Here is a 15,704-nt window from a genome sequence, read left to right on the forward strand (position 1 = left end):
ATCAATCGCGATGCAAGAATTTGCTTCACCAACCACACTGCATTCAGTCGAGCGAGACATGTCCCGATATACCCCCAAAGAGTTCGCCCAACAGATCGGCTCCGGCCTGCTGTCCTTCCCGGTCACGCATTTCAAGCCGTCCGACCTGTCGTTCGATGAGGCGGCGTACCGCGCCAACCTGAGCTGGCTGTTCAGCCACCCGGCAGCGGGCCTGTTTGCCGCGGGCGGCACCGGCGAATTCTTCTCGCTCACCGCCGCGGAAACCGACCGTGTCGTGCGCGCGGCCGTGGCCGAAACCGCCGGCAAGCTCCCGGTGATTGCGCCGGCTGGCCGCGGCACGGCCGAATCGATCGCTTACTGCAAGGCCGCAGAAGCGGCCGGCGCCGACGGCATCCTGCTGCTGCCGCCGTACCTGACCGAAGCGTCCGCCGACGGCGTGGCCGCGCACGTGGAGCAGGTCTGCAAATCGACCAAGCTGGGCGTGATCGTCTACAACCGCGCCAACCAGGTCCTAGACGAGAACCACCTCGAGCGCCTGGCCGACCGCTGCCCGAACCTCGTCGGCTTCAAGGACGGCGTGGGCGACCTGGAACTGATGACGCGCATCTACGCCCGCCTGGGTGACCGCTTCACCTACGTCGGCGGCCTGCCGACCGCGGAGACGTTCGCGCTGCCGTACCTGACGATGGGGGTGACGACGTATTCGTCGGCCATCTTCAACTTCGTGCCGAAGTTCGCGCTAGAGTTCTACGCCGCCGTGCGCGCATTCGACAATGCCAAGGTCTACCAGATGCTCAACGCGTTCGTGCTGCCGTACATCCAGCTGCGCAATCGCAAGCGCGGCTATGCGGTGTCGATCGTCAAGGCCGGTATGAAGGTCATCGGCCGTGATGCAGGTCCGGTCCGTGCTCCGTTGACCGACTTGACCGACGCCGAGATGGCAGAACTGTCAGCGTTGGTGTCGCGTATTGCCGAAGTCGAGAAGCTTGCGGCCTGAGCGCAACCGAAAACACGAGGAATTCTCATGCAATTGAGCGGCGAACTGTTGTTGGGTGCCGCCCGCGTAGCGGGTGGTGCCGGCAAGGTTCGCGCCATGAACCCCGCCACCGGGGAATGGCTCGAACCGGAATTCACCCTGGCCTCCAAGGCCGAGGCCGCGCGTGCCGCTGAACTGGCCGCCGCGGCTTTTGATGTTTACCGCGAGACCGCGCCGCAAGCCCGTGCCGCGTTTCTTGACGCCATTGCCAGCCAGATCGAGGCCCTGGGCGACGCGCTGATCGAACGCGCGATGGCGGAATCGGCCCTGCCGCGCCCACGGCTTGAAGGCGAACGCGCTCGCACGTGCAACCAGCTCCGCCTGTTCGCGAACGTCGTACGCGCGGGCGATGCCGTGGGGGCCCGCATCGACCCCGCGCTGCCCGAGCGCAAGCCGCTGCCGCGTTCGGACCTGCGCATGCGCCGCATCGCGCTGGGCCCGGTGGCCGTGTTTGGCGCGAGCAATTTTCCGCTGGCGTTTTCCGTGGCTGGCGGCGATACCGCATCGGCGCTGGCTGCCGGTTGCCCGGTGGTCGTGAAGGCTCACCCGGCGCACCCGGGCACGTCCGAACTCGTTGGCCGCGCCGTCCAGGCCGCGGTGGAGCAGTGCGGGCTGCCGGAAGGCGTGTTCTCGCTGATCCTCGCAGACAACGATGTGGCCGGTGCCCTGGTGGCCGATCCGCGCATCCAGGCAGTGGGCTTTACCGGCTCCCGCGCGGGCGGCCAGGCGCTGCTGCGCATTGCGCAGGCGCGTCCGCAGCCGATTCCGGTGTATGGCGAGCTGAGCGCCATCAACCCCGTCTTCCTGTTGCCCGACGCCCTGGCCAAGCGCGCTGCTGCACTCGGTCAGCAGTACGTGGCATCGCTGACGATGGGCGCGGGCCAGTTCTGTACGAACCCGGGGCTGCTGCTCGCCATCGAGGGGCCGGATCTCGACACGTTCGAGGCTGCCGCCGCGCAGGCCATGAACCAGGCACCCGCACAGCCCATGCTGACGCCCGGCATCCACGCCGCCTACACGCGCGGCGTCGACAAGCTGGCGAGCGAGGCCAACGTACGCTGCGTCGCGCGCGGGCAGGGCAGCAGCGAGCCCAATCGCGGCCAGGCCGGCTTCTACACCACCGACGCGAAGAGCTTCCAGGCCCAGCCTGCGCTGCACGACGAAGTCTTCGGGGCGACCGGGCTGGTCGTGCGCTGCCGCGACGCGGAAGAACTGCGCACGCTGGCCGAATCGCTCGAGGGCCAGTTGACGGCCACGCTGCACCTGGACACGGGCGACACGCAGATCGCGCGTTCGCTGCTGCCGATCCTGGAGCGCAAGGCGGGCCGCATCCTGGCCAACGGCTGGCCGACCGGCGTGGAGGTCTGCCATGCCATGGTGCATGGCGGCCCCTGGCCCGCAACGACCGACGCGCGGACGACCTCGGTCGGCACGGCAGCCATCGAGCGCTTCCTGCGCCCGGTGTGCTACCAGGACTTGCCCGCAGAACTGCTGCCCGACGCATTGCAAGACGGCAATCCGCTGCAACTGCGCCGTCTGGTCGACGGCCAGTGGAAGTAAGTATCTGAAAGAAGAAAAAAGCCGGGCCGTTCAGGACCCGGCAACCTGAACCGACCGGCGCATGACGGGCGCCGGCCAAGGAGGAGACGATGGACATCAAAGCCCCCGCCGTGGGAGCACAGGCCGTACCGCGCGCCGAGCGCATGAGCCGCGTGCGCTTCATGATCCTCGCGATGCTGTTTATCGTGACGACCATCAACTATGCCGACCGCGCAACGATCTCGATCGCCGGCTCAGCCATGCAGAAGGAGCTCGGCATCGATGCCGTCTCGCTGGGCTACATCTTTTCTGCGTTCGGCTGGGCCTATGTGATCTCGCAGATCCCGGGCGGCTGGCTGCTCGACCGATTCGGCTCCAAGCGGGTCTACACGTTCAGCATCCTGCTGTGGTCGGTGTTCACGCTGGCGCAGGGCGCCGTCGGCTTCTTTACCGGCGCGGCGGCCGTCACCATGGTGTTTTGCCTGCGCTTCCTGGTGGGCGCGGCTGAAGCGCCGTCGTTCCCGGCCAACAGCCGCATCGTGGCGGCATGGTTTCCGGCCAACGAGCGCGGCACCGCCTCGGCCATCTTCAACTCCGCGCAGTACGCGGCCACGGTAGTGTTTGCGCCGCTGATGGCGTGGCTGGTGCACGAGTTCGGCTGGCACCACGTGTTCATCGTGATGGGCGTGATCGGCATCGCCATGGCCTTCGTGTGGAAGATGTCCGTGCACGAGCCGAAGGATCACCCGCGCGTCAACCGCGCCGAGATCGACTACATCGAGGCCGGCGGCGGCCTGGTCAACATGGACCGCGCGGGCGTGGCCAAGACCGAAGGCCCGAACCTCGGCTACGTCAAGCAGCTGCTGACCAACCGCATGCTGATGGGCGTGTACATCGCGCAGTACTGCATCAACGCGCTCACGTACTTCTTCATCACGTGGTTCCCGGTGTACCTGGTGCAGGCGCGCGGCATGTCGATCCTGAAGGCCGGCTTCGTGGCGTCGATCCCGGCGGTGTGCGGCTTCCTGGGCGGCATTCTGGGCGGCATCATTTCCGACGCGCTGCTGCGCCGCGGGGCTTCGCTGTCGGTGGCGCGCAAGGTGCCGATCGTGCTGGGCATGCTGCTGTCGATGAGCATGGTGATCTGCAATTACGTCGACGCGCAGTCGATCGTGGTGGCGGTGATGGCGCTGTCGTTCTTCGGCAAGGGCCTCGGCGCGCTGGGCTGGGCGGTGAACTCCGATACGGCGCCCAAGCAGATTGCGGGCTTGTCGGGCGCGCTGATGAACACCTTCGGCAACCTGTCGAGCATCACCACGCCCATCGCCATCGGTTACATCGTCAACACCACGGGGTCGTTCAACGGTGCGCTGGTGTACGTGGGGATCCACGCGCTGGTCGCCATCGTCTGCTACCTGTTCATGGTCGGCGAGATCAAGCGTGTGGAACTCAAGCCGCTGTAAGCCACGGGAGCCTCGTAAGTGACGTTGCAATCGATCGAGTCCGGCGCACGCACGCACACACCGCGGGTGACGGAGATGCAGGTGATTCCCGTCGCGGGCCGCGACAGCATGCTGCTGAACCTGTGCGGCGCGCATGCTCCGTTCTTTACACGCAACCTCGTGATCCTGAAGGACAACGCCGGGCGCACCGGCGTGGGCGAGGTGCCGGGCGGGGAGGGCATCCGCCAGGCGCTGGAGCGCGTGATTCCGCTGGTGGTCGGTCAACCGATCGGTCGTACCAACGGCGTGCTGAACAGCATTCGCCGCGCGCTGGCCGGTGCCGGCAATGCCGCGCATCAGGCGACGGTGCACCAGGTCACCTCCGCTTCGGAAGCGGCGGTACTGCGCCAGCCGCACGAGATCAACCTGCGCATGGACAACGTCATCACGGCGGTGGAAGCGGCGCTGCTCGATCTGCTTGGCCAGTTTCTGGTGGTGCCGGTGGCAGAGCTGCTCGGTGCCGGCCAGCAGCGCGATAGCGCCCCGATGCTCGCCTATCTGTTCTACGTGGGCGACCGCCGCAAGACCGATCTGCCGTATCTGGATGGCGCGAACGGCACCGACGACTGGCTGCGCCTGCGCCACGAAGCCGCCATGACACCCGCGGCCATCGCCCGCCTGGCAGAAGCCGCCACCGAGCGCTACGGTTTTGCCGATTTCAAGCTCAAGGGTGGCGTGATGCGCGGTGCGGATGAGATGGAAGCGATTGCCGCCATCAAGGCGCGCTTTCCGCACGCCCGCGTCACGCTGGACCCGAACGGCGCGTGGTCGCTCAACGAGGCGATTGCGCTGTGCAAGGGCCAAGGGCATCTGCTGGCCTATGCCGAAGACCCGTGCGGCCCCGAAGCCGGCTATTCGGGCCGCGAGGTGATGGCCGAATTCAAGCGCGCCACCGGCATCCCGACGGCCACCAACATGATCGCGACCGACTGGCGGCAGATGGGCCACGCCGTGCAGCTGCACGCGGTCGATATTCCGCTGGCCGATCCGCATTTCTGGACCATGCAAGGCTCCGTGCGCGTGGCGCAGTTGTGCGACGAGTGGGGCCTGACGTGGGGCTCGCATTCCAACAACCACTTCGATGTGTCGCTGGCGATGTTCACGCATGTGGCTGCCGCCGCGCCCGGCAACATCACGGCCATCGATACGCACTGGATCTGGCAGGAGGGCGAGGAGCGGCTGACGTACGAGCCGCTGCGCATCCAGGGCGGCCACGTGGCCGTGCCGGAGCGGCCGGGCCTCGGCATCGAAATCGACATGGAGCGCGTCATGGCCGCCCATGCGCTGTACAAGACCCTGGGCCCTGGCGCGCGTGATGACGCCATGGCCATGCAGTACCTCGTGCCGGGCTGGACGTATGACCCGAAGCGCCCGAGCCTGGGGCGCTGAAAAGAAGCCCGTTTGAGTTTGAATCAATCACGGAGTCTGTGATGTCTGAACCGACGCTGGCCCCTGAGGCCGGCAACGCAACTGAAAAGGCGCTGACGATCCGCGTGCACGACGGTGACAACGTCGCTATCGTCGTCAACGCACGCGGCTTGCCCGCCGGCACGGCACTGGCCGATGGCACGGTGCTCGTCGAAGGCGTGCCGCAAGGCCACAAGGTGGCGCTGGCCGACTTGGCCGAAGGCGACGCGATCATTCGCTACAACGAAGTGATCGGCTATGCCGTGAAGCCGCTGCCGCGCGGTAGCTGGGTCAACGAGCATGCGGTCAAGCTGCCGTCTGCGCCCGCGCTGGATGAATTGCCGCTGGCCACGCGCCCCGATCCGAAGCTCGCCAGACTGGAGGGCTATACCTTCGAGGGCTATCGCAACGCAGACGGCACGGTGGGCACGAAGAACGTGCTGGGCATCATGACCAGCGTGCAGTGCGTGGCGGGCGTGACGGATTACGTGGTCGGCCGCATCAAGCGCGAGCTGTTGCCGCGCTTCCCCAACGTCGATGATGTGGTCGCGCTCAACCATGTGTACGGCTGCGGTGTCGCCATCAACGCGCCGGCCGCCATCGTGCCGATCCGCACGCTGCAGAACTTGGCGCTGAATCCGAACTTTGGCGGCGAGATCATGGTGATCGGCCTGGGCTGCGAAAAGCTCGTCCCGGAACGCCTTGTGCCGGAGAAGCTTGCGCCGGGTGGGCGCATTCCGATCGAAGTGGCCGGCACCGCTGATTCGCCGGTGCTGCGTCTGCAGGACGAAGCCTTCGACGGCTTCATCGGCATGACCGACGCCATCATGGAGATGGCCGAGCGCCGCCTGGAGCATCTCAACAAGCGCCAGCGCGAAACCTGCCCGGCATCCGACCTCGTGGTCGGGGTGCAGTGCGGCGGCAGCGATGCGTTCTCGGGCGTGACGGCCAATCCGGCGGTCGGCTTTGCGGCGGACCTGATCGTGCGCGCGGGCGGTACCGTGATGTTCTCGGAAGTGACCGAGGTGCGCGACGCCATCCATCTGCTCACGCCGCGCGCCATCGATGAAGACGTCGGCCGCGCGCTGCTGCGCGAGATGGCCTGGTACGACAACTATCTCAGCGGCGGTCAGACCGACCGCAGCGCCAACCCGTCGCCGGGCAACAAGAAGGGCGGGCTCTCCAACGTGGTGGAAAAAGCCCTGGGTTCGATCGTGAAGTCGGGCAGCACGCCCATCGTCGATGTGCTTGGCCCCGGTGAGAAAGTGCGTCGGAAGGGCCTGATCTTTGCGGCGACGCCCGCGAGCGATTTCGTGTGCGGCACGTTGCAGCTGGCCTCCGGCATGAACCTGCAGGTGTTCACGACCGGCCGCGGTACGCCGTATGGGCTGGCCATGGCGCCGGTCATCAAGGTGTCGACGCGCAAGGCGCTGTCCGAGCGCTGGCATGACCTGATCGACCTTGACGCCGGCCGCATCGCCACCGGCGAAGCCACCATTGCCGATATCGGCTGGGAACTGTTCCACCTGATTCTTGACGTGGCGAGCGGCCGCAAACAAGTCTGCGCCGACAAGCTCGGTTTGCATAACGCGCTGGCCCTGTTCAACCCCGCCCCGGTGACCTGATATGACCCCTGAAATCAACCTTCAAAACGATCCGCTCGACGGCGTGACAACACGCTGCCACCGCCTGCTGCTGACTGGCGCCGCCGGCAACCTCGGCAAGGTGCTGCGCGAGCGCCTGCCCAAGTACGCCGATTCTTTGCGCTTGTCTGATATATCAAATCTGGGCGAAGCACGCACCGGCGAGGAGATCGTGCCGTGCAACCTGGCTGATGCGAAAGCCGTCGATGCGCTCGTCGCCGGCACCGACGCCATCGTGCATTTGGGCGGCGTGTCGGTCGAGCGGCCGTTTGAAGAGATCCTGCCGGCCAATATCGCAGGCACCTACAACCTGTACGAAGCTGCGCGTCGTCATGGCGTGCGGCGCATCGTCTTCGCCAGCTCGAACCACACCATCGGTTTCTACAAGCAGGGCGAGGTGATCGACAGCACGGTACCGACCCGGCCCGATGGCTACTACGGCTTGAGCAAGGTGTTCGGGGAGCAGCTCGCCAGCTTCTACTTCCACCGCTACGGCATCGAAACGGTGGCCATCCGCATCGGCTCGTCGTTTCCGGAAGCGAAGGACCGCCGCATGCTCGTCACCTGGCTCGGCTACGACGACCTGGAGCAGCTGATTCGCCGCGCCCTGTTCGTGCCGAACGTCGGCTTCACGGTGGTCTACGGCATGTCGAACAATCGCGACCGCTGGTGGGACAACCGCCACGCCGCGCACCTCGGCTACCAGCCCACGCAGACGAGCGAGATCTTCCGCGCGCAGGTCGAGGCTCAGCCCCCGCTGCCGCCTGACGATCCGGCGGCGGTGTACCAGGGTGGCGCGTTCGTCAAGGCCGGCCCGTTCGGAGATTGACGCGATGTCCCTGAACGTGGAACGCATCGGCACCATGCGATGCGGCGTGGGAGAAAGCCCCGTCTGGCATGCCGGCGAGCAGGCGCTCTACTGGACGGACATCCCTGACCGCAAGCTGTGGTGCTGGAACTTCTTCTCGGGCCAGACCAACAGCTGGCCGCTGCCCGAGATGGCCGGCTGTATAGCCATGGCGCCCAACGGTTGGGCGATGGCGATGGAAACGGGCATCTTTCTCGCGCCACCGCCCAGCGCCGGCGTCGCACTTGGGCCCCTGCAGCGCCTCGCCACGGTGGCGCATGCTCGCCCCGACATGCGTTTCAACGACGGTCGCTGCGATCGCCAAGGCCGGTTTTGGGCCGGCACGATGGTGCTGGACACTTCGCTGGGTCTGCCGCTGGGCAAGCTGTATCGGTTTGATGCAGATGCCGCGCGCACTGGGCGCGTCGATGCCGTCATCGATGACCTGATCGTCCCGAACGGCCTGGCGTTCAGCCCCGATGGCAAGACGATGTATCTGTCGGATTCGCATGCAAGCCGTCAGACGGTCTGGGCTTTCGATTACGACGTCGACACCGGCACGCCGCACAACCGCCGCGTCTTCATCGACATGAACGCGCACCCCGGCCGGCCCGATGGTGCGGCGGTCGACGCCGACGGCTGCTACTGGATCTGCGGCAACGATGCGGGCGTCGTGCACCGGTTCACGCCGGACGGCCAGCTCGATCGCAGTATCGCCATTCCCACGCCCAAGCCCGCCATGTGCGCCTTTGGCGGGCCGGGGCTGGACACCCTGTTCGTTACGTCGATCATGATCGGCGACGACCCGCTCTCGGGCGCCACGTTTGCAGTGCGCCCGGGCGTGGCCGGACTCCCGGAACCCGTTCTACACCTCTGAACCGCAGTACGCCCCACACAGAAGAACACACGGCGGGGCGCTCAGGAGACAACACATGAAACCCATCAAAGGCTTGCGCTGGTGGATCATCGGGCTCGTGCTGAGCGGCCTGATCATGAACTACCTCGCGCGCAATGCGCTCGCCGTTGCAGCGCCTGAAGTCAACAAGGTACTGAACATCAGCACACAGCAGTACGGCTACATCGTCGCGGCATTCCAGGCGGCGTACATGGTGATGCAGCCGGTGGCGGGCTACGTGCTCGACGTGCTCGGCACCAAGCTGGGCTTTGCGCTGTTTGCGGCGGCATGGTCGGCCGTCTGCATCCTGCACAGCACGGCCGGCGGCTGGCTCTCGCTGGCGGCGTTCCGCGCGATGCTGGGGATGACCGAGGCGGCCGGCTTTCCGTCTGCGCTGCGTGCCACGTCGGAGTGGTTTCCAGCCAAGGAGCGCTCGATTGCCACCGGCTGGTTCAACATCGGCTCGTCAGTGGGCGCGGTGGTGGCGCCGCCGCTGGTGGTCTGGTGCATCCTGCACGGCAACTGGCGCTTTGCGTTTGCCGTGATCGGCGCGATGGGGCTGGTGTGGAGCGTGCTGTGGTTCGTGCTGTACCGCGTGCCGGCCAAGCACCATCGCCTGTCGGCCGAAGAACATGCGTACATCCGCGCCGGGCAGGAAGCGCCCGACGACGATGCCGACGCGCCCAAGCCCTCGTGGGGCAAGATCGTCGGCAGCAAGCGGTTCTGGGGGATTGCCGTGCCGCGCTTCCTCTCGGAGCCTGCGTGGCAGACGTTCAACTATTGGATTCCGCTGTACATGGCCACCGAGCGCCACATGAACCTCAAGGAGATCGCGCTGTTCGCGTGGCTGCCGTTCCTGGCGGCCGACGTGGGGTGCGTGTTGGGCGGCTACCTCGCGCCGTGGTTCCAGAAGCGGTTCAAGGTGTCGCTGGTGACGTCGCGCAAGCTCGTGATGGTGACGGGCTGCGTATGCATGATCGGCCCCGCCTGCATCGGGCTGGCGACCAGCCCGTACACGGCGATTGCGCTGTTCTGTGTGGGCGGCTTTGCGCACCAGACGTTGTCGGGCGCGCTGTACACGCTCACGTCCGACATGTTCGGCAAGCACGAGGTCGGTACCGCCGTGGGTCTGGCAGGCATGTCGGGCTACCTGGGCGGCATGCTGTTCTCGCTGGCGGTCGGCACGCTGGCGGCCACCATCGGCTACAACCCGCTGTTCGTGGCGCTGGCGGTGTTCGATATCGTCGCGGCCATCCTGGTGTGGACGATGCTCAACGACAAGCAGGCGCAGCCCGTGCCCGTGCAGCCGGGCGGCACCGCATCGAGCCAGGCGGCCTGACGGGTCGGACTACGCTGCGCGGGCGCTGACCTTCGGGTTGAGCCTCGCGGGGCTGAGCGGGTCGAAGTCGATCCACTCGCCGTTGCGCCAACGGCCCGCTGCCTCTTCGACGTCCATGCCGCCGGCAGCCGCGAGGATGCGCGCTGCATCGGCCTCGCGCTCCGGCATGACGCGCACGGCAAGCAGGACGCCCGAATGCCGCGTGCGCAACGTGGCGTCGGGCGGCTGACTGGGCTGCGGTTCGTCGCGCGTGGCGATCATCGCGCCGGCGAGCGAGCCGATATAGGCGCCCACGCCGGCCGCCACCACGGAAAACAGCACGGCCACGTGCAGCGCAATCAGCACCACCACCCCAGCCACCGCGCCTATCGCTGCGCCGATGGCCATGCCCTTGCCCGCGCCGGCATGTGCGCGGGCGGCGCCGGGGTCGGCATTCCGGTCTCCACCGATGGGGTAGGCCGCGTGCTGGCCGGACGGATTGACGAAGAAGACGTTCACGTCTTCCTCGGAAAAACGCTCTGCGAAGAGCGTGCGCGCAGCGGCTTCGGCGCGCTCGAACGTGTCGAAACGTGCGGCGACGATGAGTGACATGGGGCCTCCTCCTCGGGAAACGCGGTTCCCCATGGCGCAAGCAAATGCGGGGCCTGCCCCGTGGGAAGTCGCCCCAACGTTACCTGCATGGACTCCGGGCGCAGGACGGCGTGCATGGCGTGGACCAGGCGGTCTGCCATCGAAGAGCCCATATCGGCGAGGCCGTATTGCAACGGCGCTCGCCCGGCCAGTGCTTTTCGGCCGGCCCGTTTCTCATGGCTGCGGCGCGCCCCGCTACAATCGCGGCCTGGCATTTGTAGATGGCGTTCGACATGGGGCTTGGCTGGTTTGGCATTTCCACCGTATGGCTGCTGCCGCTGGCGTGGCGGTATGCCGTGCGCATGCTGGCAGGGGAGCGCCACGTGCTCAGGGGTCGGGGCACCGTCAGGCTCTGGCTGGTGACGCTCGTGGTGCTGTGCGCCAGTGCCGCGCTCGAGGCACTGACGTCCGGCGCCGACCCACAGGATAAGGCTGGCGGTGCAGTCGGACGGGCGTTGTCTTCGGTGTTCTCGCAGCTGCTTGGATGGACGGGCGCGTTTGTGCTGATGCTCGGCGTGCTGATCTGGGTGGCGCCGATGGTGTTTGGGCGCTCGTGGCGCCAGCTCGTCACGCGCAGCCGCACGCTGGATGCATCCCCCGACACACCCGCCGAACCGCGCGACGAACCGCATGAAGACGTCCTGAAGCCCACCGCCCTGGGCTTGGGCGGGGCAGCGTCCGTGCGCTGGACGGGCAGCGCAGGCACCGCGCAACCGGCAGTCCGGCATCGCGGCATCGAAGCCGTTTCCGCACGTCGCCAGCCGGCCTGGCAGCCACCGCCTCGCACGCGTCCGTCGCCGCCCCAGCCCGGAGAGATCTGGCCATTGCTCGATGCGCAGAAAGCCGCGTCCGGCGAGGCGCCGGCAGTTGCAAAGCCAATGCCCCCGGCAGCCGCCGCGCCCGCTGCGGTGCCGGCCTCCGCACCGAAAGATCGCCCGAAGCCGCGTGCCACCATCGTCAGCAGCCCGTTTCATCAGCCGCAGCTGGGGCTGAAGACCGCGGCGCCGCCCAGCCCACCCGCACAGGCGCCCGCACCCGCGCAGCTCGCCGAACCGGTGCCGCCGGCACCCGTGGAACCGCCGGCACCTGCGGCCGAACCCCCCGTGGTGGATCTGGACGCCGTGCGCCAGGAGGCCGAGGCCTTGCTGGCCGAACTGCGGGAGCTGCTGCCACCCACCGCAACGACGCCCGAGCCGCACGCGGCAGCGCCCGGGGCGCAGTCGGTTCTTGCGGATGAAGCGCTGCCGCAAGCCGGACCCGTCCCCGCTGCACCGCCGGCCGAGCCCGTCGCTCCGGTGGCGGCACCGCCCGCGCCCAAACCGCGCATCGTGCTGCCCGCCGTGGTGGGCGAAGTGGTGTCGCGCGCTGCGCCGGCCCCGGCCAGCCAGGCCGAGCCGATCGTGCCACGGGACTATCGGCTACCGAGCACTGCGTTGCTGACGGCGGCTTCGAGCAACGCGGAGTCGGTCTCTGCCGAACACCTCGAGGAAACCAGCAACCTCATCGCGCAGCGCCTGGCAGAGTTCAAGGTGCCTGTCACGGTGGTCGGCGCCTCCGCGGGGCCGGTCATTACGCGCTTCGAAGTCGACCCGGCGGTAGGCGTGCGCGGCGCGCAGGTTGTCGGGCTGATGAAAGACCTGGCGCGCGCGCTGGGCGTGACGTCCATCCGCGTCGTCGAAACCATCCCTGGCAAGACGTGCATGGGCCTGGAGCTGCCCAACGCCCGCCGCGAAATGATCCGCCTGTCAGAAGTCGTGAACGCGGCGGATTTCCAGTCGCATGCGTCGCACCTTGTGCTGGCCATGGGCAAAGACATCACCGGCAACCCGGTGGTGACGGATCTCGCACGCGCCCCGCACCTGCTGGTGGCCGGCACAACGGGCTCCGGCAAGTCGGTTGCCGTCAACGCGATGATCCTGTCGATGCTGTACAAGGCCACGCCAGACGACGTGCGCATGATCATGATCGACCCGAAGATGCTGGAGCTCTCGGTGTACGAGGGCATTCCCCATCTGCTCGCGCCCGTGGTGACCGACATGAAGCAGGCCGCGCACGCGCTGAACTGGTGCGTGGGCGAGATGGAAAAGCGCTACCGGCTGATGTCGGCGCTGGGCGTGCGCAACCTGGCCGGCTACAACCAGAAGATCCGCGCGGCAGAACAGGCCGGCCGCAAGGTGCCGAATCCGTTCTCGCTGACGCCCGATGCGCCCGAGCCCCTCTCGACGCTGCCGATGATCGTGGTTGTGATCGACGAACTGGCCGACCTGATGATGGTGGCCGGCAAGAAGATCGAAGAGCTGATCGCGCGCCTCGCACAAAAGGCCCGTGCCGCCGGCATTCATTTGATTCTGGCGACCCAGCGTCCGTCGGTGGACGTCATCACCGGCCTGATCAAGGCGAACATTCCGACGCGCGTGGCGTTCCAGGTGTCCTCAAAGATCGACTCGCGCACGATTCTCGACCAGATGGGCGCCGAATCGCTGCTCGGCCAGGGCGACATGCTGTTCCTGCCGCCGGGCACTGGGTATCCGCAGCGCGTGCACGGCGCGTTCGTTGCCGATGAAGAAGTGCACCGCGTGGTCGAACACTGGAAGCAGTTTGGCGAACCCGAATACGACGAAGCCATCCTCGCCGGTGATCCGGGTGAAGCTACCGCAACCGGCGATTTGTTCGGTGGCGATAGCGGCGATGCAGAAGCCGATCCGCTCTACGACGAATCGGCGGCGTTTGTGCTCAACACGCGCCGCGCGTCGATTTCCTCCGTGCAGCGGCAACTGCGCATCGGCTACAACCGTGCCGCGCGGCTCATCGAACAGATGGAAGCGGCGGGGCTGGTGTCGCCGATGGGGCGGAATGGGCAGCGTGAGGTGTTGGCGCCGGGAGGCGGGGAGTGACAGGCGGGTGTCTGCCACTCCTGAAGGGTGCGGCGCGACCGATTCATTGCGTCTTGCGGCGGGCCTGAAGACCTTGGCCGACTGGCGCTTTCCGAGAAGCCCAGTCGGCTATCAACTGCCGGCGCAGCTCAACTTTCTGCGGTGACGCTCAACGATTGCAGCCACGCCCCGAGCTGCGCCTCGCCTTCCTCATCCAACTGCCCCGACAACACGCCATACCACTGAGCGACCGCCTCGGCCGGCAGGGTGGCCTTGAGAATCGGCAGGCTGTTTTCCAGAAAGCTCGGGAAAAACGGAATGCCGCGCATGTACAGGAAGTGCGAATCGGTGATGCGAACGTGCGCGTAGACATCGCGCAGCCAATCCAGATACGGCAATGCCTCGGCCACGTGCCCGCTCTGCGTGAGCGACGAGATGAACTGCGTGCGAGCCGTGACGCTGGACATCTCGTGCGTCTGCTCGTTGATCTCGTCGAACTTCATCAACCACGCTTCGCCGCGCTTCAGTTCGCCGCACATGACGGACGTCGTCGCCAGCTGCAGTGCGTTGTGCGCGCTCGGTTCCTGTTCGAACAATGCAAGCCAGTAAGGAAAGGCCTCGGGATAGCGGCGCATGTCCGAATAGGCGAGCGCGCATAGGCGATTGGCGTCGGCGTGGCGATCAGCGTAGGGTGCTGCCGCGGTGATGGCCGTTTCGTACTGGCCTTGTTGGTAGGCCTCCAAGGCAGGGGCGAGTTCGGGGGCGACGTCGGACGAGGTGTCGTCGTCTTTCGGCGGTGGGGGCGGGTTGGCGTCCCGGGCGCTGGCGTTTCGGCTGAAGAGTTTTTTCAGTATGCCCATGGTGTTTTGTTGGTGGTGCTGGAGCGGGCGCCCGAATTGCTGGGGCTTCAACCCACATTTCCCCAGCGTTTACAGCTTCGGATCAGATTGATCGCTATCCCACTGCCAGATGGTCGCTCCGTAATCGGATGCGACTTCCGGCATGATTTCGCCTAGCTTGAAATACCGACGTGATCCGCGCTTTGCGGGCGTCATCCAATACCCCGCTCTGGGGCACGGGCTATTTGCATCGCAACGCATACCGGCTGCTGCGGTGATTGAGTCGATACCGGCGTCTGGTGCGAGCCGCTCGACCGATTTATTTGCTCGGGCCCAGTCGGCAAGATCTTTTGGGTATACCAACTGATCCCTAAAGGAGCGGTCGTCAATGTTGTGCAGTACAGAGATCGCCGCCGATTCGAAGGACCAATAGCCGTAGTAGGGTATCTGGTGCTCTGCGGCGTGCACGTGTCCATCATGCCAGGGGGCACCCTCAAAGGCTTTATACCAACCGGCCAAGTATTTCTCGATCTCTGCAGCGGATGCAGCGGGACTTTCCGGGGAGTAGAACGAATCGATCAGCGCGTCATATGGGACGACATGGAAGTACTCGGTTATATCGCGTTGAGGATCAGGCACCGCCCGCGAGACGAGTTCCTCAAACAGGATATCGTCGCTGCGGTATGGGTGCAGCCAAACGGCGATTCTGCGCAGGGCCGCACCATCCCCAAACAGGACACCAAGGCTCACCATATCGATGGCTATTTGAAAGGCGTATAAGTCTTCAAACTCTAGCGGTGTGCTGTCTTCACGGAGCTCGTCGCCCGATTCAGCAGCGAGCGCCTTAATATAGGTCAGGTAAGCTTCATGCCAGTTGCCCAAGGCGTTCACGGCATCGGTATATAGCGGTAGAAGAGCCTCAATGGGCGAACCGGCTGTGTAGTGAAGCTTCAGCAGGTTCAGCTTTTCTTTGAACGTGCTTCCGGCAATCCCCGCGAAAGCCGGGTCTGACGGGCTTACGTTGTTCCGCTCTTCACTCTCGTTTTCGAGAATCAGTGTTGAGAGCCAGCTCTTGTTGAGTTCGTAGAATCGCTCCGTTAGGAACTTTTGCCGGCGACGGCTTCGAAATGTAGCTTCGGTCATAGGTACTGGCT

12 protein-coding genes are annotated in these 15,704 nt (G+C 66.0%); 9 read left to right on the forward strand and 3 right to left on the reverse strand.

The genetic code is table 11. From position 1 onward, the window contains the following. Positions 1–58: 58 nt before the first annotated feature. From kdgD to KHN96_RS05360, 8 genes are all read left to right on the forward strand, one after another. Positions 59–997, forward strand: coding sequence for a 5-dehydro-4-deoxyglucarate dehydratase (gene kdgD, locus KHN96_RS05325; protein ID WP_062738222.1), 939 nt, complete (start codon positions 59–61; stop codon positions 995–997). A gap of 27 nt (positions 998–1,024) precedes the next feature. Further along, a complete protein-coding gene (locus KHN96_RS05330; RefSeq protein WP_062738223.1) occupies positions 1,025–2,596 on the forward strand; it encodes an aldehyde dehydrogenase (NADP(+)) in 1,572 nt (523 codons plus the stop codon). 89 nt (positions 2,597–2,685) lie between these two features. Continuing rightward, complete coding sequence (locus KHN96_RS05335; RefSeq protein ID WP_062738224.1) at positions 2,686–4,038, forward strand: MFS transporter; 1,353 nt, start codon at positions 2,686–2,688, stop codon at positions 4,036–4,038. An 18-nt stretch (positions 4,039–4,056) separates the two neighbouring features. Further along, positions 4,057–5,466, forward strand: a complete 1,410-nt coding sequence (locus tag KHN96_RS05340) for an enolase C-terminal domain-like protein (protein ID WP_062738225.1) — start codon at positions 4,057–4,059, stop codon at positions 5,464–5,466. Between the two features lie 41 nt (positions 5,467–5,507). Beyond that, on the forward strand, positions 5,508–7,109 hold the full coding sequence (gene garD, locus KHN96_RS05345) for a galactarate dehydratase (RefSeq protein WP_062738226.1): 1,602 nt from the start codon (positions 5,508–5,510) through the stop codon (positions 7,107–7,109). Position 7,110: 1 nt separating this feature from the next. Continuing rightward, positions 7,111–7,956, forward strand: a complete 846-nt coding sequence (locus KHN96_RS05350) for an NAD-dependent epimerase/dehydratase family protein (RefSeq protein ID WP_062738227.1) — start codon at positions 7,111–7,113, stop codon at positions 7,954–7,956. A gap of 4 nt (positions 7,957–7,960) precedes the next feature. Then, positions 7,961–8,851 carry an SMP-30/gluconolactonase/LRE family protein gene (locus tag KHN96_RS05355; protein ID WP_062738228.1) on the forward strand — a complete coding sequence of 297 codons (891 nt, stop codon included), beginning with the start codon at positions 7,961–7,963 and terminating at the stop codon, positions 8,849–8,851. Between the two features lie 55 nt (positions 8,852–8,906). Next, entirely contained in the window at positions 8,907–10,208 is a 1,302-nt protein-coding gene (locus KHN96_RS05360; RefSeq protein ID WP_062738229.1) for an MFS transporter, read from the forward strand. Between the two features lie 9 nt (positions 10,209–10,217). Here KHN96_RS05360 and KHN96_RS05365 read toward each other — a convergent pair whose 3' ends face one another. Beyond that, a complete protein-coding gene (locus KHN96_RS05365) occupies positions 10,218–10,799 on the reverse strand; it encodes a hypothetical protein (protein WP_062738230.1) in 582 nt (193 codons plus the stop codon). 260 nt (positions 10,800–11,059) lie between these two features. Between KHN96_RS05365 and KHN96_RS05370 the strand changes: the two genes are divergently transcribed. Then, on the forward strand, positions 11,060–13,732 hold the full coding sequence (locus KHN96_RS05370; RefSeq protein ID WP_062738231.1) for an FtsK/SpoIIIE family DNA translocase: 2,673 nt from the start codon (positions 11,060–11,062) through the stop codon (positions 13,730–13,732). A gap of 128 nt (positions 13,733–13,860) precedes the next feature. Here KHN96_RS05370 and KHN96_RS05375 read toward each other — a convergent pair whose 3' ends face one another. Together KHN96_RS05375 and KHN96_RS05380 are read right to left on the reverse strand one after the other, a co-directional pair. Further along, positions 13,861–14,571, reverse strand: coding sequence for a tetratricopeptide repeat protein (locus tag KHN96_RS05375; protein ID WP_062738272.1), 711 nt, complete (start codon positions 14,569–14,571; stop codon positions 13,861–13,863). A 69-nt stretch (positions 14,572–14,640) separates the two neighbouring features. After that, positions 14,641–15,693 (reverse strand): PoNe immunity protein domain-containing protein, encoded by a 1,053-nt coding sequence (locus KHN96_RS05380; RefSeq protein ID WP_062738232.1) that lies wholly within the window; start codon positions 15,691–15,693, stop codon positions 14,641–14,643. Between the last annotated feature and the right edge of the window lie 11 nt (positions 15,694–15,704).

The sequence above is a fragment of the Ralstonia mannitolilytica genome, from assembly GCF_905397375.1.
Lineage (GTDB): Bacteria > Pseudomonadota > Gammaproteobacteria > Burkholderiales > Burkholderiaceae > Ralstonia > Ralstonia mannitolilytica.

Excerpts from the sequence above, each read along its gene's own strand:
- kdgD (WP_062738222.1), top strand. The coding sequence starts at position 59 with ATGTCCCGATATACCCCCAAAGAGTTCGCCCAACAGATCGGCTCCGGC.
- KHN96_RS05330 (WP_062738223.1), top strand. The coding sequence starts at position 1,025 with ATGCAATTGAGCGGCGAACTGTTGTTGGGTGCCGCCCGCGTAGCGGGT.
- KHN96_RS05335 (WP_062738224.1), top strand. The coding sequence starts at position 2,686 with ATGGACATCAAAGCCCCCGCCGTGGGAGCACAGGCCGTACCGCGCGCC.
- garD (WP_062738226.1), top strand. The coding sequence starts at position 5,508 with ATGTCTGAACCGACGCTGGCCCCTGAGGCCGGCAACGCAACTGAAAAG.
- KHN96_RS05350 (WP_062738227.1), top strand. The coding sequence starts at position 7,111 with ATGACCCCTGAAATCAACCTTCAAAACGATCCGCTCGACGGCGTGACA.
- KHN96_RS05355 (WP_062738228.1), top strand. The coding sequence starts at position 7,961 with ATGTCCCTGAACGTGGAACGCATCGGCACCATGCGATGCGGCGTGGGA.
- KHN96_RS05360 (WP_062738229.1), top strand. The coding sequence starts at position 8,907 with ATGAAACCCATCAAAGGCTTGCGCTGGTGGATCATCGGGCTCGTGCTG.
- KHN96_RS05365 (WP_062738230.1), bottom strand. The coding sequence starts at position 10,799 with ATGTCACTCATCGTCGCCGCACGTTTCGACACGTTCGAGCGCGCCGAA.
- KHN96_RS05370 (WP_062738231.1), top strand. The coding sequence starts at position 11,060 with ATGGCGTTCGACATGGGGCTTGGCTGGTTTGGCATTTCCACCGTATGG.
- KHN96_RS05375 (WP_062738272.1), bottom strand. The coding sequence starts at position 14,571 with ATGGGCATACTGAAAAAACTCTTCAGCCGAAACGCCAGCGCCCGGGAC.
- KHN96_RS05380 (WP_062738232.1), bottom strand. The coding sequence starts at position 15,693 with ATGACCGAAGCTACATTTCGAAGCCGTCGCCGGCAAAAGTTCCTAACG.